The sequence below is a fragment of the Mycobacterium marseillense genome, from assembly GCF_010731675.1.
GTDB lineage: Bacteria > Actinomycetota > Actinomycetes > Mycobacteriales > Mycobacteriaceae > Mycobacterium > Mycobacterium marseillense.
In genome coordinates, this window is sequence record NZ_AP022584.1 from 3,469,727 (window position 1) to 3,491,598 (window position 21,872).

A 21,872-nucleotide genomic window follows, 5' to 3' on the forward strand; every position below is an offset into this window, starting at 1 on the left:
CCCGGCACGCTCGCGGTATGGGTGGGCGGATTACAGCGTTTCGTCCAGCTCGCCGAGCCGGTCGGTCAGCCGCAGGTTCTCCGAGTAGTCGACCGGACAGCTGATCAGCGAGACACCGTCGTCGTCGAGGGCGGCGCGCAGCGTCGGCAGCAGCTCCTCGGCATGAGAGATCCGATATCCCTTGGCGCCGAAGCTTTCCGCGTACGTCACCACGTCCGGGTTGTTGAACTTCACGTAGTAGTGCGCCCCGAGTTCGAGATCCATCTTCCATTCGATGAGGCCATACCCGCCGTCGTCCCAGATCAGCACCACCAGCGGTATCCGCTCGCGGACGGCCGTCTCGATCTCCTGCGAGTTCATCAAGAACGCGCCGTCGCCGACGACGGCCAGCACCTTGGACTCCGGCTGCGCCAGCTTGACGCCCAGCGCCCCCGGGAGGGCAAAGCTCATGGTGGACAGGCCGTTTGAGATCAGGCAGGTGTTCTTTTCATACGTCGGGTAGAGCCGGGCCATCCACATCTTGGTGGCGCCGGTGTCGACCAGGACGACGTCGCTGCGTCCCAGCGCCGCGCGGGTGTCGGCGACCACCCGGGCCGGCGCCAGCGGGTAGCGCGAATCCTGTTGTCCGCGGGCGAATTCCTCGGCGAGCAGCCCCGACCCAGGCACCTCGGCGGACTGGCTGAAGCTGTGACCGGAGAGCGCGTCGGTGAGCGCGTTCAGCGAATCGCTGATGTCCCCGATGATCCCCACGTCGACCGAGTAGTGCGCGTCGACCTCGGCGGGGAACCGGTGAATGTGGATGATCTTCTTGTCGGCCTGCGGGTTGATGCGGACAGGGTCGAATTCCTGCAACTCGTAGCCGACGGCGATGACGACGTCGGCGTTGTCGAATCCGAAGTTGACGTAGTCGTGCCGCATGAAGCCCAGCGTGCCGATGCTGTTGCGGTGGTCGTCGGGCATGACGCCCTTGCCGTGGAAGGTGTTGGCCACCTGGATGTCGAACTCGTCGGAGAAGCGGACCAGGGCTTTGGTGGCGTCGGCGCGCGCGGCACCGTGCCCGGCCAGCACCACCGGTCGGCGCGCGCTGCGCAGGATTTCGACGGCGCGTTCCACCTGGCGGGGCGCCGGGGCGTCGGGACGGACGACGTTGCGCGGCAATGGCCCCAGGTCGTAGTCCTTCTCGTCGGCATCGATGTGCTCCGGCACCGCGAGATACACCGCGGCCGGGCGTTCGGACTCGGCCAGCTTGAACGCCTTGCGCACCATCTCGGGAATGGCGCGCGGGGTCGGGATGCCGGCCGCCCATCGGGTGATCGGGGCGAACATCGACACCAGGTCGACGTATTGGTGTGACTCCTTGAACTCCCGGTCGTGGCCCACCTGCGCGGAGATGGCGACCAGCGGGGTGCTGTTGGTGGTGGCGTCGGCCACGCCGAGCTGCATGTTGATCGCGCCCGGCCCCAGGGTGGCCGACACCACCGCCGCCCGGCCGGTGACCCGCCCGTACATCTCGGCCATGAAGGACGCCGCCTGCTCGTGCCGGGTGAGCACGTAGCGGATGGGCGACGACGCCAGCGCCTGCACCAATCGGATGTTCTCCTCGCCGGGCACCCCGAACACGACGGAAACACCCTCGTTTTCCAGGCACTTGACGATCAGCTCAGCGGCTTTGCTCATCCGACACCTCCCTTAGGGGAACGATAGTGGCAGGCTGGGGGTTGGACTTTTCAGCTACTCATCCGATGAAGGAGGGCCAACGTGGCCATCGCCACCATTAACCCGGCTACCGGCGAGACGGTGAAGACCTTCACCCCGGCCACCGACGAAGAAGTCGATGCCGCGATCGCCCGTGCCTACGAGCGCTTTCTCGACTACCGTCACAACACCACGTTTGCCCAGCGCGCCGCGTGGGCAAACGCCACCGCCGATCTGCTGGAAGCGGAGGCCGACGAGGTCGCCGCCATGATGACGCTGGAGATGGGCAAGACCCTGAAATCGGCCAAGGCCGAGGTGCTGAAGTGCGCCAAGGGTTTTCGCTACTACGCCGACAACGCCGAGCAGCTGCTCGCCGACGAGCCGGCCGACGCCGAGGCGGTGGGCGCGAAGAAGGCCTACATCCGCTATCAGCCGCTCGGAGTGGTGCTGGCCGTGATGCCGTGGAACTTCCCGCTCTGGCAGGCCGTGCGGTTCGCCGCGCCGGCGCTGATGGCCGGCAACGTCGGGATCCTCAAGCACGCCTCCAACGTCCCCCAGAGCGCGCTGTACCTCGCCGACGTCATCACCCGCGGCGGCTTCCCCGAGGGCTGCTTCCAGACCCTGCTGGTTTCCTCCAGCGCCGTCGAGCGCATCCTGCGCGACCCGCGCGTGGCGGCGGCCACCCTGACCGGCAGCGAGCCGGCCGGCCAATCGGTGGCGGCCATCGCCGGAGACGAGATCAAGCCGACGGTGCTCGAGCTCGGCGGCAGTGACCCGTTCATCGTGATGCCCTCGGCGAACCTGGACGAGGCCGCCAAGACGGCGGTCACCGCCCGGGTGCAGAACAACGGCCAATCCTGCATCGCCGCAAAGCGATTCATCGTCCACGCCGACATCTACGACGCATTCGTCGACAAGTTCACCGAGCGCATGCAGGCACTCACCGTCGGCGACCCCACCGACCCCGACACCGACGTGGGCCCGCTGGCCACCGAGTCGGGCCGCGACGAGATCGCCAAGCAGGTCGACGACGCCGCCGCCGCGGGCGCCACCATCCGCCTCGGCGGCAAGCCCATCGACCGGCCGGGCTGGTTCTACCCGCCGACGGTGGTCACCGACATCAGCAAGGACATGGCCCTCTACACCGAAGAGGTGTTCGGTCCGGTCGCCTCGATGTACCGGGCCGCCGACATCGACGAGGCCATCGAGATCGCCAACGCCACCACCTTCGGCTTGGGCTCCAACGCCTGGACCAACGATGAGGCCGAGCAGCAGCGCTTCATCGACGACATCGAGGCCGGCCAGGTCTTCATCAACGGGATGACGGTGTCCTACCCCGAATTGGGGTTCGGCGGCGTCAAGCGGTCGGGATATGGACGCGAACTGGCGGGCCTGGGCATCCGCGCGTTCGTCAATGCCAAGACCGTGTGGGTCGGCGAATCCGAAAGCGGCTCCTCGTCGAGCGACGACAAGGTGGAGTGAGCCGCTAGGCGGACACCCCCGCCAGCAGCTTCTCGTCCTCGTCGGCGAACGTGTCCTCGAGTTGCAGCGGGGAGTAGTCCAGGTCGATCTCGCCGAGCGGGCGGCCCCGGGCGCTGGAGATGGTGCCGAACCGTCGCATCCCCTTGTCGCTGGCGTACTGCATGAACTCGTCCAGCGACAGGTTGAAGGGCATCGGGTCGTAGAGGGCGAAGCCCTCCTCGATCAGCCGCAGCCCGAGCGGCATGAGTTCGTTCATGCGCGTTTCGAAGACGCCCCAGTTGGCGTCGTCGGCGGCGACGTGGCGGCGGCAGGTGAAAGTGCCCCACGCCATGTGGCGTCGCTCGTCGTCACCGATGCGACGCACCAACTCCTGCATGCCGGGCAAGATGCCGCGTTCCACGCAGATCTTGTGCCAGCCGAAGTAGCCGGTGAGCGCCAGCATGCCTTCGACCATGTGGTTGTAGGTGACCGACGCGCGGACCTGGGCGGCCGGAGACGGATCAAGCGTCAGCGCGTTCAGGCAGTCGGGCAACTCCTCGTAGAAGATCGTCTTGTAGGTGGGAACGTCCTCGAGGAAGTCGTGCAGGTCCTCGGTGATGCCGACGGCATCGAGCCACATGCGGAACACCTGGACGTGCTTGGCTTCCTCGAACGCGAACTGCGTCAGATACATCTCGTCGCCAAGGCGGCCCTCGGCCCGCATCGCGGCCATGAACGGCTGGATGTCCTGGGTCACCGATTCCTCGCCGGCGATGAACTCGGCGCACAACCGGGTCGCATAGCTGCGTTCGTCGTCGGTGAGGCGTTCCCAGTCCTCCCGGTCGCGGGAGAAGTCGATGTCGGCCGGATTCCAGAATTTCGCGTTGCCTCCCGCAAACAGCTTGAGCGGCAAGCTGTCCCAGTTGAGGCCGCCCTCGGCCATCGAGGCGATTCGGGTTCTGTTCATGTGACCTCCTCAGATCGTTTGGGGGCGGAGCTGACCGGCGCGGCCGAGAACGCGGCCGCCAGCACGGCGACGAGCCTGCGCACGGCCAGCGCGGGCTGCTCGGGGGTGGGCTCGTCGAGCCCTAGGATCGGATCCAGGCCGCGCATGTAGGGCGCCAGCGCCAGGTGCGGAAAGATCAACAGCAGCAACGACAACAGCGCGTCGGTGTCCGAATCCGCGCGCAGGTCGCCGCGCACGTGCGCGTCGCGGACCAGCGGGCGCATCACTTCCAGGTAGTGCCGGTGGATGACGTTCTGCACGCTGACGCGGGCCTCGGTGTCGACTTCGAGGGTCGCCGCGGCGTGCAGCGCGCGCTCGTGCGGGTGGTCGGCGAAGTAGGCCACCCAGGCGTCGAGCCAGTCGGTGAGGAACTCGAAGAAGGGCCGGCTGGGGTCGAGCTCGCGGATGCGGCCCTCCATGTAGGCGCGCACCCGCTGGCTGGCGATGTCGGCGATGAACGCGTACAGATCGCGCTTGTCGGCGAAGTACTGGAAGAGGCTCCCCTTGGCGACCGACGCGCGGCGCGCGATGACGTTCAGGCTGCCGCGGGAGAAGCCGTGCGCCCCGAATTCGGCCTCCGCGGCCTCGATGATCGCGGCGCGACGAGCGGGGTCGACGCGTGCCCAGGTGACCGTCGGCAATGTTGCCTCCTCGATCGAGTGACCACTGGTCATCCTACTGTGAGCCACGCCACAGTCAAGGGCTGCGGCCGAGTGGCAGACCGCGAGCAACCCTCAGCGGGAAATCCGACGAGCGAGCACTATCGGTGGTAGCGACCCCGCCGAAAAAGCCGAGGAGTAACCGTGACGACGCACCACGACGACAGCGATGCGTGGCCCAGCCTGCGGGTAGACGACTGGGCTCCAACCAGGCAGACACTGCACATGTGGGCACAGATCGTCGGCAAGGTCCGGCTGGCCCATTCGCCGTTGGTCAACCACTGGTGGCAGGTCACCTCGTATGTGACCCCCCGCGGCTTGACGACGTCGGCGATTCCGTATGGGACAGCGGTCTTCGATATGGAGTTCGATTTCATCGACCACGTGCTGATGATCCGCAGCAGCACCGGCGCGACCCGCAGTGTGCGCCTGGAACCGAAGCCGGTCGCCGAGTTCTACGCGCAGACGATGCGGGCACTCGACGAGCTGGGTTTCTCCACGCGCATCCAGCCGCACCCCAACGAGGTGGACCCGGCCGTGCCGTTCGCCGAAGACATCGATCACGCCTCATACGACCCTGATGCGGCAAACCTGTTCTGGCGTCAGTTACTTGCGGCCAATCGCGTGCTCGGCCAGTTTCGGTCCCGCTTCATGGGTAAGGTGAGTCCCGTCCATTTCTTCTGGGGTGCAATGGATCTCGCGTGCACCAGATTTTCCGGGCGCGCTGCGCCTCGCCACCCGGGTGGCGCACCCAACTGCGGAGACTGGGTGATGGTCGAGGGCTACTCGCGAGAACTGAGCAGCTGCGGATTCTTTCCCGGCGGGGGTGACGAGGGCGCTTTCTACGCCTACGCCTATCCCGAACCCGATGGCTTCGCCGACCACCCCGTCGGTCCCGAAGAGGCGCGCTACGACAAGGATCTCGGTGAATACCTGTTGCCGTACGAGGCGGTGCGGCAGGCAGCCGACCCCGACCAGGCGCTCCTGGGGTTCTTGCAAGACACCTACGAAGCGGCCGCGGTGCATGCCGGCTGGGACCGCGCCGCGCTCGAAGACGACCCCGATCGCTGGAAGGCCCATCAAACCCGCGCATGAGCGCGTTTGGTATCGGGCCTTGGTTCAGCTTGTCGAGCGTGACGTAGCGCCAGTGTGCGGCCAGGCGCGCACACGGCGTCGAGGGTGCGGCTGGTCGCACACTCGACGAGAGAACCTCGGGCCTTGGTTCAGCTTGTCGAGCGTGACGCCACAGTCACTCTCGAGCTCCAGCGTGACTGCAGGGTCACGCTCGGCGGGAAGCTACGGCCGCATCGCGTAGGCGCCGCTGAGCGGCAGCACGTGCTCCTTCCAAATCTGGTCATACCGCGCGGGGTCGTGGAGCGGGCGACGGATCATCCGCAACGCGTAGCGCGCCTGCGCGTCCGTCGTCGCGGGCTTGTCGCTCAGCTCCACGGCGTAGGCGTTGAAGTCGCGGACCAGCACTGCGAAGATCCCGTCGATCAATCCCTCGTCGACTCCCGACAGCCCGGCCTCCTCCAGGATGAGCTGGGCGTAGGGCACCGTGGCGAACAGTTGGCCGACGGCGAACGCGAAGTCAATGTCCTTCTGCTGCACCGCATCCGGGGTCGCGCTGGCCAGCATCTCGGCGAGCACGTCGATCTGTGCGCGCAGCAGCGCGACATTGGGTAAGTGGGCGAAGCTCTCGAACGGCGCGCGCCAATCGTGGAACCGCACCTTGCCCAGGCCGCCGGTCGCGCCCTGCGCGAACAGGAAGGTGTCGTCGGCCGCGTCGTCGCGGCGGCCGATCAACGGCAATTCGCCGCTGGGCGCGAACAGAAAGTTGGGCATGAACTTGCCCAGCAGCCCGATGTTGATGTGGACCGTGCCCTCCAGCCGCGGCAGCAGGCCGATCTCGCGGGTCATCGCCTCGAAGATGGTGTCCTTCTCCACGCCCTTGGCCGCGATCACGTCCCACAGCGCGGTGATGACACGTTCGCCCTCGCTGGTGATCTTGGCCTTGGTCAGCGGGCTGTAGAGCAGGTAGCGGCGGTCGTCGGCCGACGCGCTGCGCATGTAGTCGCAGGCCCGGGTGGCGACCAGTCGCATCGCGACCAGCCGCGCGTAGGCGTCGGTGAGTAGGCGCCGCACGTGGGTGAAGTCGGTGACGACAGTGCCGTACAGGATGCGGTTGGACGCGTGGGTGACCGCCTCGTACATGGCGTGCGTGCACATGCCGACCGCGCCCCAGCCCAGGTTGTACTTGCAGACGTTGACGGTGTTCAGCGCGGCGTGGAAGGCAGCCGGGCCGCGGTGCAGGATGTCGGCCTCGCTGACCGGGTAGTCGCGCAGCGCGTAGTTGGCGACGAAGTTCTGCGAGTTCACCACGTTCTTGATCAGCTGGTAGCGCTCGTGCTGGGAGTCGGCGGCGAAGAACACGTACTCGGCGTCGTTCTTCGAGGCGCCGGCGAACTTGCCGAAGGTGGACACCATCCGGGCGACGTTGGCGTTGCCGATGTAGTACTTCTCCCCATTGGCGACCCAGCCCCCATTGGAGGGCGTCAGGTTCATGTCGGTCTGGTAGACGTCGGCGCCGTGCGTCTGTTCCGACAGGCCGAACGCGAACACCTCGCCGGCCTCGAGCAGCGCCGCGGCCTTGCGCTTGGCGTCGGAGTTGGCGCTCATCCAGATCGGGCCCAGGCCCAGGGCGGTGACCTGGAACGGGTACCAGTAGTTGAGCCCGTAGAAGCCGACGATCTCGGCGAACGCGCTGATCCGGTAGGTGTCCCAGCGGCAATCTTCGGCGCCGTACTCCTTCGGCGTCAGCAGCGACGCGAAGATGCGCTCGCGGCCGATGTGGTCCAAAAACTCGGAGTACCAGACCCGTTCGTGGTCGTCGGACTTCAACCGCGCCTTGCCCCGGGACTCGAAGAAGTCCACCGTCGCGGCCATGATCTCGCCGGAGCGGCGGTCGGGGTACTGGCGTTGCAAGTGGTTGGGATTGAGCAACATGGCGGGACTCCCAGCGGGTTCTCGACGCAGACGAGGGTGAGGGTACTGCAATAACCCGGCCATCGGGCCGCACCGAATAAAAACGACCCTGTTGGTCGGGTGCCCGTCGCCCTAGCATCAGTGGCGTGTCAGAACTCAATACCGCCCGCGGCTCGATCGACACCGGTCAGTTGGGCGTGACCCTCATGCACGAGCACGTGTTCATCATGACCACCGAGATCGCCGAGAACTATCCCGAAGCGTGGGGCGACGAAGAGCGGCGGGTGGCCGACGCCATCGACCGACTCAACGAGCTCAAGTCGCGCGGCGTGGACACCATCGTCGACCTCACCGTGATCGGCCTGGGCCGCTATATCCCGCGCATCGCCCGCGTCGCGGCGGCCACCGAGCTGAATATTGTTGTGGCGACCGGGCTTTACACCTACAACGACGTGCCGTTCCGGTTCCACTACGAGGGTCCGGGCGGGATGCTGGGCGGCCCGGAGATCATGACCGAGATGTTCGTCCGCGACATCGAGCAGGGCATCGCCGACACCGGCGTCAAGGCCGGAATCCTCAAGTGCGCCACCGACGAACCGGGCATCACCCCCGGCGTCGAGCGGGTGCTGCGCGCCGTCGCCCAGGCGCACAAGCGCACCGGGGTGCCCATCTCCACGCACACCCACGCCGGCCTGCGCCGCGGCCTCGAGCAGCAACGCATCTTCGAAGAAGAGGGCGTCGACCTCACGCGGGTGGTGATCGGGCATTCCGGTGACAGCACCGACATCGGCTACCTCGAAGAGCTCATCGCGGCCGGATCGTATCTGGGCATGGACCGGTTCGGCCTCGACGTGATCTCGCCGTTCGAGGAGCGGGTGCGGATCGTGGCGGAGATGTGCGAGCGCGGGCACGCCGACCGGATGGTGCTCTCCCACGACGCCAACTGCTACTTCGACGCGCTCCCCGAAGAGCTGGTACCGCAGATGGCCCCGAACTGGCATTACCTGCACATCCACAACGACGTCATCCCCGCGCTCAAGCAACGCGGCGTCACCGACGAGCAGCTGCACACCATGCTGGTCGACAACCCGCGCCGCATCTTCGAGCGTCAGGGTGGCTATGAGTGAGCCGGTCCCGCCGATCGGCACCCAGATTTCGCAGCTTGCCCAGCTCGCTCCCGACGAGCCCGCCGTCACCTGTGACGGGCTGACCCTGACCCGCGCCGAGCTCGACCGCTCGACGAACCGGTTGGCCCGCGCCTACGCAGAACGCGGCGTCGGCGTCGGCGACTACGTGACCATGGTGCTGCCGAACTCCGTCGAGTGGATCCAGGCCGCGGTGGCCTGCTGGAAACTGGGCGCGGTGCCGCAGCCGCTGTCGGCGCGGCTGCCGGACGCGGAGTTGGCGGGCCTGCTCGAATTGCGCCCGCCGGCGCTGCTGGTGGGACGTGACCACGATGAAATCCCTAGCGTGCCAGCGGGTTTCGTCCCTGATCCGGCGCTCTCGGACGACCCGCTGCCCGAGGCCGTCTCACCGGTGTGGAAGGCGATGGGATCCGGCGGCAGCACCGGGCGGCCCAAGCTGATCGAATCCGGCGGCGACAGCCGGATACCGGCGCTGATCGGCTACCCGCTGGGCGCGCAGGAGGGCGACACCACGTTGGTGCCGGTGCCGCTGAGCCACAACACCGGCTTCACCACCGCCACCATCGCGCTGCTGATGCGCCACCACCTGGTGCTGATGAGCCGGTTCGACCCGCACCAGTTCCTCCGGCTGATCACCGATCATCGCGTCACGTTCCTGACGACGGTGCCGACCATCATGCAGCGGACGCTGCCGGTCTATCACGCCGACCCGGACTCCTATGACCTGTCCTCGCTGCGGCGGTTCTGGCACCTGGGGGCGCCGTGCCCGCCGGCCATCAAGCAGGCGTGGATCGACCTGCTCGGTGCGGAGAAGATCTGGGAACTCTACGGCGGCACCGAATTACAGGCGTTGACGTTCATCTCCGGTGACCAATGGCTGGCGCATCGGGGTTCGGTGGGCGTGGTGGTCGCCGGGGAGATGAAGGTGCTCGACGACGACGGCAACCCTTGCCCGCCCGGCGTGGTCGGTGAGATCTACATGCGGCCCGCGCCCGGCAGCGCGCCCACCTACCGCTACGTCGGCGCCACGGCGAAAAGCCGCGACGGCTGGGACTCGCTGGGCGACCTCGGCTATTTCGACGCCGACGGCTTCCTGTACCTGTCGGACCGCCGGGTCGACATGTTCACCGTCGGGGGCCGCAACGTCTACCCCGCCGAGATCGAGAACGCGCTGTCGGCGCACCCGGACGTGTTGTCCTGTCTGGTCGTCGGTGTCCCGCACGAGGATCTGGGCCAGGTGCCCTACGCTCTGGTGCACACCGCCGACGGCTGCGCCCTGGATTCCGCGGGCGTGCAGGCATTTCTGCGCGAACACCTGGCGGCGTACAAGGTTCCGCCCACCCCCGACCTCATCGAATTCGTCGACACCCCGTTGCGCGACGACGCCGGCAAGGCCCGACGCTCGGCCGTGCGGGACCGGATCCTGCGGCGACTGCAGACCGCGGGGGCCGGCTGACGGGCCACAGGTTCGAGAAGGGCATAACATCGACGATCCGCGGGGCGTGCACCGCGCGGCGTTGACGCGATCAAGCCCGAGTTTCAGGTGACGGTGAGAATGGTTCCGAGCACCACGGTGACTGATGGCAGTCTGGCGGTAAGCCGCCATACGGTACTAGTCGAGCGAGTGGAAACCTTCGAAATCGACAGTAAGCCAATCGATATAGAAGTGATAGAGGCGCTCGACGTCAACAGCGATGGACACACTACACGCTGGCGTGAGTACTACGATTGCCGACCGTAGAGCGAGTTACCGCCGCGACAAGATCGCCAGGCTGACGGCGGCGCTCGACGCCATCTTCTCGCGGCGAGTTCTGCAAGTAATCCGACCTACGCAATGCAGTCGGGCGCGACGCTGCGCGCGGGTCTATCGCGACCGATCTTTGCAATAGACCAGAAATTGGCGCCATCGCCCAGGTTTCTGGGATGAGAGCAGATCGAACGCGCGAAAATCCTCAAGAAGGAATACTTGTTCCCTCGAGTCCTGTAATCACGGCGTAATGGAGAACGATGCCGCCTAAGTCACCGACCTCACCCCCGAAACAGCCGCCTGCCCAAGTGGCTCGCGCGGTCGAACGAGTCCGTCATCACGTGGGGCGGCTATACCAGCGACTGGCACCTCCCCCGATCACGGTCATCGACCTCCTCTTCGGAGCCTTTCTGTCGCAGGCCATCTCGGCATCCGCGCAACTGGGTATCGCCGACGCGCTGGCTGCGGGCCCGTTGACCAAGGAGGAGCTGGCGGGCCGCATCGGGGCCGACCCGGATAGCGTGGCTCGGCTGATGCGGTTGCTGATCAGCCGCGGCGTGTTTCGCAGACGCCGCGACGGCCGTTTCGCACTGAACGCGCTGGCCGACACACTGCGCACCGACTCGCCGATCTCGATGCGTGGGGCTGCGCTGTTCTACGGCTCGCCGCAGCATCGAGCGAACTGGACACGGCTCTCCGATGCGGTGCGCACCGGAGAGCCGAACCCCCCAAAAGTGTTCGGAAAGGACTTCTTCGCTTACCTACCCGACGACCCTGAATTCGCGGAGATTTTCAACAACGCCATGACCTCCACGTCGTCAGTGTTGGAGGCGGCGGTGGTCGCGGCATACGACTTCAGCAATTTCGGCGTCATCGCCGATATCGGTGGCGGCCACGGCCGGTTGCTGTCGTCCGTTCTCGCCGCCGCCCCCAATGCCCGGGGCGTGCTGTTCGTGTCGGCTCCGGTCGAAAAGTGAGCAGGTAGTTCCGGTCGAAAAGTGAGCACCCTTCTGATTGGAGAGTGATCACTGTGGAGGATTGGGCGGAGATTCGCCGGCTGTATCGGTCGGAGAACCTGTCGCAGGCCGCGATCGCGCGGCGGTTGTCGCTATCGCGCAACACCGTGGCCAAGGCGATTAGCGCTGAGGCACCACCACGCTATGAACGCGCACCGTCAACGACGTCGGCGTGGGCGCAGATCGAGATTGCGGTACGGGTGCTGCTGGGCCAGTTCCCAACAATGCCGGCCACCGTGATTGCCGAACGGGTCGGCTGGACGGGTGGGCATTCCTGGTTCGCCGAGAATGTGGCCAGGATCCGCCCGGAGTACGCTCCAGCCGATCCGTGCGACCGACTGGTCCATCGGCCCGGTGAGCAGGTGCAGTGCGACCTGTGGTTTCCCGGAGCGCTGGTACCCGATCACGCCGGGGTGCTTCGGTCGTTCCCGGTGCTCGTGATGGTTGCGGCATATTCGCGGTACATCGCGGCGATGATGATCCCGTCGCGAGTGACTGGGGATCTGCTGGCGGGGATGTGGCAACTGGTGCAGGATGTCGGCGCGGTTCCCCGAACACTGTTGTGGGACAACGAGTCCGGTATCGGTCAACGCGGTCGCCTCGCCGAGGGCGTGGTCGGGTTCTGCGGGTGTTGGCCACCCGGCTGATCCAGACCCGACCGTACGACCCCGAATCCAAAGGACTCGTGGAACGGGCCAACGGCTACCTGGAGACCTCGTTCCTGCCCGGCCGCGCCTTCTCCTCGCCCGCGGACTTCAACACCCAACTGTGGGCGTGGCTGGCCACGATCGCCAATCGCCGCACCCACGCGACCACGGGCCTGGTGCCCGCCGATGCACTCGCGGTGGATCGGGCGGTGATGGCCGCACTGCCACCGATGGCCCCGGTGACGGGAACGACGGTCACGACGCGGTTGGGTCGCGACTACTACGTCAGTGCCGGCGGCAACGCGTACTCGGTGCACCCGGAGGTGATCGGGCGGATGATCACCGTCACCACCGGGTTGAGAAGATCACCGCTCACTGCGGTGACCGATTAGTCGCTGACCATCAAAGGCTCTGGGGCACAGCAGGTCTGGTCACCGATCCAGGCCATCTTGCGGCTGCAGCGGTGCTGCGGGAGCAATTCCGGGCTCGTCCGGCCGCGGGGTCGCATCTGGCGGTGGACGTCGAGGTGGCCGATCTGAGTGCCTACGACGCGCGGTTCGGAACCGGGGAGGTCGCCTGATGCCCGCCAAGCGCACACCGTCAGCGCCCGGTGACGCCGACAAGCTCATCGCACATCAGGCCCGCTTGCTCAAGGCTCCGCGCATCGCCGAGCACTACCACCGGCTGGCCGAACAGGGCCGCGACGTCGGCTGGTCGCTGGAGGACTACCTGGGTGCGGTCTTGGCGGTGGAATCGAATGCCCGTGCGGAATCGGGTGCACGTCAACGCATCCGGTATGCCGGGTTCCCGGCGATCAAGACGATCACCGACTTCGACTTCACCGCCCAACCCGCCGTCGACCGCGCTCAGATCGCCCGACTGGAAGCCGGTGGCTGGCTTGCCGAGGCCCGCAACGTCGTGCTGCTCGGCCCACCGGGCACCGGCAAAACCCCTGGCGACCGCGCTAGCGATCGCCGCCGCCCACGCCGGACACCGCGTCGCCTTCGCCCCGGCCACCGGCTGGATCACCCGACTGGCAGAAGCCCACCGCACCAACCGGCTCGAAGCCGAACTCCGCAAGATCAGCCGCTACGGGCTCATCGTCATCGACGAGGTCGGCTACATCCCGTTCGACACCGAAGCGGCCAACCTGTTCTTCCAACTGGTCTCCACCCGATACGAGAAATCGTCGATCATCCTGACCTCCAACCTGCCGTTCTCACGCTGGGGACAGGTCTTCGGCGAAGCCACCATCGCCTCAGCCATGATCGACCGGATCGTGCACCACGCCGACGTCATCGCCCTCAAAGGTGCCAGCTACCGCATCAAACACACTGCGATCGAATCCCTACCCTCCGTGGAAGCCGATCGTCAGGCAGACTCAACTCCGTAAACCTGCTCACTTTTCAACCGGAGCAGGCTGCTCAGGATTCAACCGGAGCCGACAGTTCGACCTCCCCGAGGCAGTCGAGGGGGCGCCACCTGTATTGACCGCGCACGGTGTCGCCGAGCGAGTCACTGTGACGGGCGGGTCGTTCTTCGAAAGCGTGCCAACCGCTGACGCTTATGTGATGAAGAACGTCATCCACGACTGGCCTGATGACAAAGCCATCGCGATCCTCGGCACCATCAAAGCGGCAGCTCCTTCGGGTGCGAAGCTGCTGCTGCTGGAGATGGTCGTCCCCGATCACGACCGCGAATTCCTCGGCCACTACGCCGACATGGAGATGCTGGTGCTGGCGGGCGCACTGGAGCGCGGCCTCGAGCAATGGACCGACCTTCTCCGACGGGGCGGCTTCCGGCTGCAGCGCGTGGTGCAGACGGCAGGGCCGCTCTGCGTCATCGAAGCCGTGCCCAGCTAGGAGGCGCGCTTCCGATTCGCACCTCGCTACCGCGGGCCTCTACAGGGAGTTTCTCAGCTCGATGCCAGCAGGCCATCGCCCTGCCGTCCGCGGACGCGCTGGAGCAGTGGATGGACCGCACCGGCTAAGGCGCGATCGCGTCCGCCTCCGCGTCGACGGCCTGCGCGGCCTCGGCCGGCCTCTCGCGTTTCTCCCAGCGGCGCAAGGCTTCTCGGCAGGGGGACTCGACCAGCGCGTAGCTGACGGCGGCGATGGCGAACCCGAAGATCAGCGTCAGCACCAACACCGTCGGCATGTTGCCGGTGAACGGGAACGTCCCGACGATCGGGAACACCATGGCCAGCGCGGCCAGGTGCCAGATGAACAGGCCGTAGGACCAGCGGCCCAGGGTGACCATGGCGACGGTCCCCAAGACCCGGTGCGGCGTATCCGGCCGATCCAGCACCAGCGGCGCGACCAACGCGAAGGCCACCAGCGCGCCCATCGCGGTCTTCACTGCGAACTGCGCGGGCGTACCGGGCACCAGGCCCTCCGGGCCGGCCAGCGGCGACGCCGCGACCAAATAGGCCGCCCCCGCGACGACGGCCATCACCAGGCGGTGGCGGGCGATGCGATGCGGCAACCCGACGCCGCTGTGGACCCACTCGGCCAGCAGCATGCCCGCGGCGAACCAGGAGAAGAACGCCGGCGGCCAGTTGAGCGGATTGATGCCCTCACCCGCGAGGCCCGGCACCCAGCCCCACGCCCAGCTCAGCGCCCCTAGCGCGGCGATCGCCGGCACCCGCGCGCGCACCGGGAGGCGGCGGGCCAGCAGCGCGAAAATCGGCAGCGCCAGATAGAAGCTGACCTCGACCGAAAGGCTCCACATCTGGGTCAGCCCGCCGGTCAAGGTGAGCGGCACATAGATCTGGGTGAGCGTCAGGTTGGCCAGCCACACGGTCAGGCTGGCGTGGTCGGCGTCGGGCAACAGCGTCAGGATCACCACGACCGCCACCACGTAGGCGGGCATGATGCGCACGACCCGCGACCGCAGATAGTGGCCGGTGCGGGGCCGGGGCGCCAGATCGCGTGCGGCCGCGGCGTGCCCGCGCCACAGCAGGAAACCCGACAGCGCGAAGAACACCGCGACGGCGAGGTCGAAGCGGCCGAACAATCGGCCGGAGGCGCCGCTGGAGTGCCCGGTCTGGAAGGCGACGTGGGTGACCACCACGCCCATCGCCGCGCAGGCGCGCATGCCTTCCACCGCCGGCAGGAAGCTGCGCACCCCGCCCACCCGCTGGTCGTCGCTCACCCTCACAGTTTGCCTGTGCTGGGCGGCCCGACGAATGGGTACACCCGAAGGACCCGCCCGCGCGAGCGTCAGGTTCGTAAGCCGCCGCCTTACTTTGTGCTGTTAGGGTCAAACGAGTTTGCCCCGGGCTGCTGCTCGGGTCGGGTCGCGGCTGAAATGCAAGGACTTGAGGAGGGCACAGCGACGTGAACCGAGCAGTCATGTTGCGGTTCGCCGCATGCGGGATCATCGGACTCGGAGCTGCCCTGCTGATCGCCGCGCTGCTGTTGTCGACGTACACCACCAGCAGGATCACCAAGGTCCCCCTGGACCTCGACGCCACGCTGGTCGGTGACGGCACCGGGACGGCACTGGACTCCGCGTCGTTGTCCACCGACCACGTCGTCGTCAACCAAAACGTGCCGCTGGTCTCCCAGCAGCAGATCAGCGTCGAGTCACCCGCCAACGCCGACGTCGTCACGCTGCAGGTTGGAAGTTCGTTGCGGCGCACGGACAAGCAGAAGGACAGCGGGCTGCTGCTGGCGATCGTCGACACCGTCACGCTCAACCGCAAGACCGCGCTGGCCGTCTCCGACGACGCCCACACCGGCGGCTCGGTCCAGAAGCCGCGCGCCGTCAACGACGAGAACCCGCCCACGGCGATGCCGCTGCGCCACGACGGGCTGTCCTACCGGTTCCCGTTTCACACCGAGAAGAAGACGTATCCCTATTTCGATCCGATCGCGCAGAAGCCGTTCGACGTCAATTACGACACCGAGGAAGACGTCAACGGGCTGACCACGTACAAGTTCACCCAGAACGTCGGCTACAACGGCGACGGCAAGCTGGTGGCCCCGGTGACGTACCCGTCGCTGCTGGCCGGCAACGAGGACGCCAAGCAGACCACGTCGGCGTCGATGTGGGGCGTCCAGGGTGGCGACCCGAACGAACAGATCACCATGACCCGCTACTACGCGGCGCAGCGCACGTTCTGGGTGGACCCGGTGTCGGGCACCATCGTCAAGCAGACCGAGCACGCCGACCACTACTTCGCCCGCGATCCGCTCAAGCCGGAGCTCACGCTGGCCGAATACAAGGTCACCTCGAACGAGGACACCGTCGAATCCCAGGTCAACGCCGCCCGCGATGAGCGCGACCGGCTGGCGCTGTGGTCGCGAGTGCTGCCGATCACGTTCACCGCGGTCGGCCTGATCGCGCTGGTCGGCGGCGGCCTCCTCGCCTCGTTCAGCCTGCGCAGCGAGAGCGCGCTGACCGACCCCGGCCTGGACCGGGGCGATCAGGACTTCTTCGGCCGCAGCGGCCTCGAGGAGCCGGTGCCCGGCGCCGAGGCCGAGACGGAGAAGCTGCCCACCCAGCGCCCCGATCTGCGTCAGGAACCCGGCGGGGACCCGCCCGGCTCGCCCGGGGCCCCCGGACCCTCCGGCGCATCCGGCCCGGACGAGCCCACCGAGGCGGGGCCGACCGAGTCCAATCCGCCCGGCCCGCACGACCGCGAATAGCCCGGCCCGGATGCCTTAGCCGTGCGCTGGACCCGGCCCGGGTACGCACTGGTCCTGGCACTGCTGGTGGTCGGGCCCCTGCTGGCCCCGGGGTACCTGCTGCTGCGTGACGCGGTCTCGACGCCGCGGTCCTACCTGTCCGATACCGCCCTGGGGTTGACGTCGGCGCCGCGCGCCACCCCCCAGGATTTCGCGGTGGCGCTCGCCTCGCACCTGCTCGACGGCGGCGTCGTGGTCAAGGCGCTGCTCGTGGCGGGGTTGTGGCTGGCGGGCTGGGGCGCGGCCCGGCTCGTCGAGGCGGCCGTGCCGCCTGCGGGCGCGCCCGGCCAGTTCGTCGCCATCACCCTGTCGATCTGGAATCCCTATGTCGCCGAACGACTTCTGCAGGGCCATTGGAGCCTGCTGGTCGGCTACGGCTGCCTGCCCTGGGTGGCGACGGCCGTGCTGTCGTTGCGCGCGGGATCCGGCTCGTTCTTCGCGCTGGCTTTCTGGATCGCGCTGGCCGGGCTGACCCCGACCGGGCTGCTGCTGGCCGCGACGGTGGCGCTCGTCTGCGTGGCCGTCCCGAGTGACGGCACGGCCGGGTCCTGGCCGCGCCGGTGGTGCGCCGCGGCGGCGCTGGGCACCGCGCTGGTGGCGGCGCTGCCGTGGTTGGTGGCGTCGACGGCCGGTGCGTCGCTGACCGCCCACACGGCAGCCAACCGGCTGGGTGTCGAGGCGTTCGCGCCGCGCGCCGAGCCCGGGCTGGGCACGCTCGCCAGCCTGGCCAGCCTCGGCGGAATCTGGAATGGAGACGCCGTACCCGGTTCGCGCGCAACGCTTTTCGCGGTGTTCTCGGCCGCGGTGCTGCTGGGGATCGTGGCGGCGGGCCTGCCGACGGTGGCCCGCCGTCCGGTGGCAGTTCCGCTGCTGGTGCTGGCCGCGGTGTCGGTGCTGGTTCCCGCGGCGCTGGCCACCGGGCCGGGCCTGCACCTGCTGGGGGCGGTGGTCGATGCCGTGCCCGGCTTCGGTGTGCTGCGCGACGGGCAGAAGTGGGTGGCGCTGGCCGTGCCGGGCTACAGCCTGGCGGGTGCCGGCGCGATGGTGACGCTGCGACGGTGGGCGCCGCCTCCGACAGACGTTGCGGCGGCGCTGGTCTGCTGTCTGGCGCTGCTGCTGGCGCTGCCCGACCTGGCCTGGGGGGCCTGGGGCAAGGTGGCGCCGGTGCACTACCCGCGCGGCTGGGCCGCCGTCGCCGCGGCGATCAACGAACAGCCGGCTGCCGTCGCGGTGTTGCCGGCCGGGACGATGCGGCTGTTTTTCTGGGCTGGCCCCGCGCCGGTGCTGGACCCACTGCCCCGCTGGGTGCGCGCCGAGGTGCTGAGCAGCGGCGACCTGGTGATCTCGGGGACCACCATCGCCGGCGAGGGTGCGCACGCCCGCGACGTGCAGCAGCTGCTGTTGGCCGGACCCGATCCGTCGGCACTGGCCGCGGCGGGCGTGGGATGGCTGGTGGTGGAAGCCGACAGCGCCGGCGACATGGGGTCGGCGGCCCGCACCCTGGGCGCGCTGACGCCGGCCTACCGGGACGACGCGATCGCGCTCTACCGCGTCGGCGGGCGGAGCGTCGGGGCGCCCGCCGATCGTCGGGCGGCGACGCTGGTCGCCCACCTGGCGTGGCTGGCGCTACTGGTCGCCGGCGGTGCCGGCGCGGGGATCGGCGCGTGGCGGCGCCGGGCCCGTTCAGCCCCTCCCGCTGACTAGCCCCTGGACGGTGCGGCCGCTGTGCACCGCGTCCAGCACGCTGCGCATCGCGTCGGCGCTTTGCGCCCAAGAGAATTCGCCGCTGCGGGTGTGCGCCTTGGCGCCGAGTTGATCGCGCAGCACCGGATCGGCGAGCAATTCCTCGAGCCGGTCCACCAGCTCGGCATGGGTGTCCACCAATATCCCGGTCACCCCGTCGACGATCGAATCCGACAGGCCGCCCGAAGAGCGGTAGCCGATGGTCGGCACCGCGTGCTGGGCCGCCTCGACGACCGCCAGCCCCCAGCCCTCCTTGCGGGAAGGCAGCACGTGCACCCAAGCCCCTTGCAGCACATGGTGTTTCGTCACGTCGTCGACGTGACCGTGGAACGTCACCGCAGCGCAGATGCCAAGCCGCTGTGCGTGCTCGACGAGCCGCTCGCGCCACCAGCCGTCGCCGACGATGTCGAGATGCAGGGTGGGTATCCGCGGCAGCAACCGCGCGACCGCTTCCAGCGCGTCCTCGATCTGCTTGTGCGGCACCAGCCGCGACAGCACGACCACCCTCGGCGCGGTCGCGCGCGGACCCGACAGCGATTGCGCCGGCGCCTGATCCAGGCCGTTGCGCACCACTGCGATCTGGGCGCCGTCGACGCCCAAGGTGACCAGGTCGCGCGCGGACGGCAGCGACACCGTCACGTACTGGTTGCGCCGGTTCAGCCGGGGCGACAGCGTCGACTCGACGAACCAGCCAAGCCGGCCCAGCACCGGGCCGGCCACCGGCCACTGCTGGCGGTGGCAGTGGTGCACCAGCACCACCACGCGGCGGCCGTAGACCAGCCGGGCCAGAAAGGGCAGGCCGTTCTGGGTGTCGACGACCACGTCGGGCCGCACCGTGCGCAGCGGGCCCACCCCGAGGCGGGCCGCCGCCATCGCCAGCAACGCCCAGACGTACACCGAGTAGCGGCCACCGGCGCGGTCGATTCGCACGCCGTCGACGACTTCGCGGCGCGGAGCGCCGCGGTAGCGGGCGGTGCGCAGCGTGACGTCGATGCCCGAGGCGGCCAGTTGCGCGCCGATGCGCTGCAGATAGGCTTCGCTGCCGCCGCCCTGCGGGTGCCCGGTATCGCGCCAGCACAGCAGCAGGACCGAGCGCAGAGCAGACATCACCGGTCAGCCTAATGGGAATCGGTCGCCGCGCCATGCTGGGCCGCTAGCGCCGCACCCGCCCGTCCTGCCGGGTCCGGCGGCCGATCCACCGGATCAGTTCGATGATCCCGGCCAGCGCCAGCGCCGTCCCGAACGCCACCGCGAACGCCGCGACCGTGTTGTCGGCGAAGGCGTTGCCGCCGATGTAACCGATCAGTGTGTTGAGCGTCGCCCACACGACGGCGCCGATCGCGTCGAACACCACGAACTGGCGATACGGAAAGTCCAGCACGCCGCAGGCGATGGTGGTGGCCGTGCGGCCCCCGGGCAGGAACCGGGCCACGATCACCAGTGGGCCGCCGTGGCGGTCCAGTTCCCGGTGTGCCCAGTCGAGGCTGCGCTGTCCCTTCTCGCCGCGGGTGATCCAGCGGCGGGCGAAATCGTCCGCCGAGTGACCGATCGCGTACGCGAGGTTGTCGCCGACGAACGCGCCGATGGCCGCCATGACGATCACCCAGCCCAGCAGCATCGACCCGTTGGCGGCGAGGATGCCGCCGGTGAGCAGCGCCGTCTCGCTGGGCAACAGGGGAAGGATGGCGTCGAAAGTGCAGGAGACCAGGATCAGCGGATACGCCCACCACGAGTTGCCGAGCGCGTCAAGCAGGGAATCGAACACTAGAGCGCAACACTACACAGCGCGCGCCGGCGGCCCGGCGCTCACGAGGTCAGGAGGTCAGGCCCATCCGGACGAACGGTTCGGCCTCGCCGCGGCCGACGGCTTCGTCGTGCTTGGCGGCCGCGCGGTCGAACAGGTCGATCAGCACGGGCTCGTCGCGGACCAGCTGGCGGTACTTCGGCCCGAGCGCGAGGATCTGATCGCGCTCGGCGAGCAGCTTGCGGAAGATGCGTTCGCGTTCGGCGGGATCGTGGGTGTACTCGGAGTCGAGGTAGGCCGCGGCGTGGCGCCGGGCGCCGGCGATCGCCGTCCGGGCCTTGCCCATGGGGCTCAGCAACGAGGCGACGACGGTGACGACCAGGACACCGACGATCACGGCCAGCGACAGGTAGGTGCTGATCTCGACCAGCGAAACCGGCTCGCCGTCGTTGATGAACGGCACGTTGTTCTCGTGCAGCGCGTGCAGGATCAGCTTGACGCCGATGAAGCCGAGGATCGCCGCCAGACCGTAGGACAGGTAGACCAGTCGGTCCAGCAGGCCCTCGATGAGGAAGTACAGCTGCCGCAGGCCCAGCAGCGAGAAGGCCGTGGCGGTGAAGACGATGTAGACGTTCTGGGTGAGGCCGAAGATCGCCGGGATCGAGTCGAGCGCGAAAAACATGTCCGTGCCGCCGATGGCGACCATCACCAGCAGCATCGGCGTCATCGCGCGCCGGCCGTCCACCATCGTGAACAACTTGTCGCCGTCGTAGTGCTCGGTGGTGTGCAGGACCTTCTTGGCGATCCGGATGACGACGTTGTCGGCCCGGCGGGATTCCTCGCGCTCGTCGGGCCGCAGGACGCCGCCGGCCGCGACCAACAGGATCAGCCCGAACAGGTAGAAGACCCACGCGAACGTGTTGATCAGCGTGGCGCCGAGGAAGATGAAGCCGGTCCGGGCGATGAGCGAGAAGACGATCCCGAACAGCAGCACCTTCTGCTGATCCTCGCGCGGGACCCGGAAGCTGGCCATGATCATCAGGAAGACGAACAGGTTGTCGACCGAGAGCGCCTTTTCGGTGACGTACCCGGCGAAGTATTCCGGGCCTTCCTCGTGGCCGCCGAACGCGAGCAAGCCGACGCCGAACAGCAGCGCGATGCCGACGTAGGCGAGCGACCAGAGCGCGGCCTCACGCAGCGTCGGGACGTGCGCCTTGCGGACATGGAAGAAAAAGTCGAAGGCCAACAACCCGACGATGGCCAGGACGGTCAGGGCCCACACCCAATCGGGAACATCCATTCGCTGCCTGAGCCACCTTCGTCGGAGCCGTCG

Annotated in this window: 16 protein-coding genes and 2 pseudogenes; 10 read left to right on the top strand and 8 right to left on the bottom strand. The window is 68.0% G+C overall.

What is annotated here, in order from left to right:
* Positions 1-30: 30 nt before the first annotated feature.
* Positions 31-1,677, bottom strand: a complete 1,647-nt coding sequence (locus tag G6N26_RS15980) for an acetolactate synthase large subunit (protein WP_083020388.1) — start codon at positions 1,675-1,677, stop codon at positions 31-33.
* An 81-nt stretch (positions 1,678-1,758) separates the two neighbouring features.
* On the opposite strand from G6N26_RS15980, the gene G6N26_RS15985 reads away from it, so the two are divergent.
* Positions 1,759-3,177: an NADP-dependent succinic semialdehyde dehydrogenase gene (locus G6N26_RS15985; protein ID WP_083020387.1), complete on the top strand. Its 1,419-nt coding sequence runs from the start codon at positions 1,759-1,761 to the stop codon at positions 3,175-3,177.
* 4 nt (positions 3,178-3,181) lie between these two features.
* On the opposite strand, the gene G6N26_RS15990 is transcribed toward G6N26_RS15985, so the two are convergent.
* Both G6N26_RS15990 and G6N26_RS15995 read right to left on the bottom strand, forming a co-directional pair.
* Positions 3,182-4,123, bottom strand: a complete 942-nt coding sequence (locus G6N26_RS15990) for a R2-like ligand-binding oxidase (protein ID WP_083020386.1) — start codon at positions 4,121-4,123, stop codon at positions 3,182-3,184.
* On the bottom strand, positions 4,120-4,803 hold the full coding sequence (locus tag G6N26_RS15995; RefSeq protein ID WP_067168413.1) for a TetR/AcrR family transcriptional regulator: 684 nt from the start codon (positions 4,801-4,803) through the stop codon (positions 4,120-4,122). Before G6N26_RS15995 ends, G6N26_RS15990 begins: the two co-directional genes overlap by 4 nt.
* Positions 4,804-5,046: 243 nt before the next feature.
* Between G6N26_RS15995 and G6N26_RS16000 the strand changes: the two genes are divergently transcribed.
* Complete coding sequence (locus G6N26_RS16000; protein WP_232067602.1) at positions 5,047-5,916, top strand: DUF5996 family protein; 870 nt, start codon at positions 5,047-5,049, stop codon at positions 5,914-5,916.
* Between the two features lie 201 nt (positions 5,917-6,117).
* On the opposite strand, the gene G6N26_RS16005 is transcribed toward G6N26_RS16000, so the two are convergent.
* Entirely contained in the window at positions 6,118-7,827 is a 1,710-nt protein-coding gene (locus G6N26_RS16005) for an acyl-CoA dehydrogenase (protein WP_083020384.1), read from the bottom strand.
* Positions 7,828-7,952: 125 nt separating this feature from the next.
* Between G6N26_RS16005 and G6N26_RS16010 the strand changes: the two genes are divergently transcribed.
* From G6N26_RS16010 to G6N26_RS16035, 6 genes and pseudogenes are all read left to right on the top strand, one after another.
* Positions 7,953-8,933, top strand: a complete 981-nt coding sequence (locus tag G6N26_RS16010) for a phosphotriesterase family protein (RefSeq protein ID WP_067168371.1) — start codon at positions 7,953-7,955, stop codon at positions 8,931-8,933.
* On the top strand, positions 8,926-10,407 hold the full coding sequence (locus G6N26_RS16015; RefSeq protein WP_067168372.1) for an AMP-binding protein: 1,482 nt from the start codon (positions 8,926-8,928) through the stop codon (positions 10,405-10,407). Before G6N26_RS16010 ends, G6N26_RS16015 begins: the two co-directional genes overlap by 8 nt.
* 632 nt (positions 10,408-11,039) lie before the next feature.
* Positions 11,040-11,675, top strand: coding sequence for an acetylserotonin O-methyltransferase (locus tag G6N26_RS16020; protein ID WP_232067465.1), 636 nt, complete (start codon positions 11,040-11,042; stop codon positions 11,673-11,675).
* 53 nt (positions 11,676-11,728) lie between these two features.
* A pseudogene (istA, locus tag G6N26_RS16025) lies at positions 11,729-12,941 on the top strand (IS21 family transposase).
* A pseudogene (istB, locus tag G6N26_RS16030) lies at positions 12,941-13,754 on the top strand (IS21-like element helper ATPase IstB). Before istA ends, istB begins: the two co-directional pseudogenes overlap by 1 nt.
* Complete coding sequence (locus tag G6N26_RS16035; RefSeq protein ID WP_232067466.1) at positions 13,672-14,223, top strand: methyltransferase; 552 nt, start codon at positions 13,672-13,674, stop codon at positions 14,221-14,223. The pseudogene istB and the gene G6N26_RS16035 overlap by 83 nt, the downstream one beginning before the upstream one ends.
* A gap of 124 nt (positions 14,224-14,347) precedes the next feature.
* Here G6N26_RS16035 and G6N26_RS16040 read toward each other — a convergent pair whose 3' ends face one another.
* Positions 14,348-15,520, bottom strand: coding sequence for an acyltransferase family protein (locus G6N26_RS16040; RefSeq protein WP_083020528.1), 1,173 nt, complete (start codon positions 15,518-15,520; stop codon positions 14,348-14,350).
* 179 nt (positions 15,521-15,699) lie between these two features.
* On the opposite strand from G6N26_RS16040, the gene G6N26_RS16045 reads away from it, so the two are divergent.
* Both G6N26_RS16045 and G6N26_RS16050 read left to right on the top strand, forming a co-directional pair.
* Positions 15,700-17,013, top strand: a complete 1,314-nt coding sequence (locus tag G6N26_RS16045; RefSeq protein WP_163648824.1) for a PorA family protein — start codon at positions 15,700-15,702, stop codon at positions 17,011-17,013.
* A 21-nt stretch (positions 17,014-17,034) separates the two neighbouring features.
* Complete coding sequence (locus G6N26_RS16050) at positions 17,035-18,756, top strand: serine/threonine-protein kinase (protein ID WP_083020531.1); 1,722 nt, start codon at positions 17,035-17,037, stop codon at positions 18,754-18,756.
* Here G6N26_RS16050 and G6N26_RS16055 read toward each other — a convergent pair.
* The 3 genes from G6N26_RS16055 to G6N26_RS16065 are packed head-to-tail and all read right to left on the bottom strand — an operon-like array spanning position 18,736 to position 21,839.
* The gene (locus G6N26_RS16055) at positions 18,736-19,902 is read right to left on the bottom strand and encodes a glycosyltransferase family 4 protein (RefSeq protein ID WP_083020532.1); all 1,167 of its coding nucleotides are present in this window, start codon (positions 19,900-19,902) and stop codon (positions 18,736-18,738) included. The two genes, G6N26_RS16050 and G6N26_RS16055, sit on opposite strands and share 21 nt — an antisense overlap.
* A gap of 46 nt (positions 19,903-19,948) precedes the next feature.
* On the bottom strand, positions 19,949-20,560 hold the full coding sequence (locus G6N26_RS16060; RefSeq protein ID WP_067168378.1) for a DedA family protein: 612 nt from the start codon (positions 20,558-20,560) through the stop codon (positions 19,949-19,951).
* Between the two features lie 49 nt (positions 20,561-20,609).
* The gene (locus G6N26_RS16065; protein ID WP_067168379.1) at positions 20,610-21,839 is read right to left on the bottom strand and encodes a TerC family protein; all 1,230 of its coding nucleotides are present in this window, start codon (positions 21,837-21,839) and stop codon (positions 20,610-20,612) included.
* Between the last annotated feature and the right edge of the window lie 33 nt (positions 21,840-21,872).

What these genes read in the sequence shown, in the direction of transcription:
- G6N26_RS15980 (WP_083020388.1), bottom strand. Translation starts at nt 1,677, where the DNA reads ATGAGCAAAGCCGCTGAGCTGATCGTCAAGTGCCTGGAAAACGAGGGT.
- G6N26_RS15990 (WP_083020386.1), bottom strand. Translation starts at nt 4,123, where the DNA reads ATGAACAGAACCCGAATCGCCTCGATGGCCGAGGGCGGCCTCAACTGG.
- G6N26_RS16000 (WP_232067602.1), top strand. Translation starts at nt 5,047, where the DNA reads ATGTGGGCACAGATCGTCGGCAAGGTCCGGCTGGCCCATTCGCCGTTG.
- G6N26_RS16005 (WP_083020384.1), bottom strand. Translation starts at nt 7,827, where the DNA reads ATGTTGCTCAATCCCAACCACTTGCAACGCCAGTACCCCGACCGCCGC.
- G6N26_RS16015 (WP_067168372.1), top strand. Translation starts at nt 8,926, where the DNA reads ATGAGTGAGCCGGTCCCGCCGATCGGCACCCAGATTTCGCAGCTTGCC.
- G6N26_RS16055 (WP_083020532.1), bottom strand. Translation starts at nt 19,902, where the DNA reads ATGTCTGCTCTGCGCTCGGTCCTGCTGCTGTGCTGGCGCGATACCGGG.
- G6N26_RS16065 (WP_067168379.1), bottom strand. Translation starts at nt 21,839, where the DNA reads ATGGATGTTCCCGATTGGGTGTGGGCCCTGACCGTCCTGGCCATCGTC.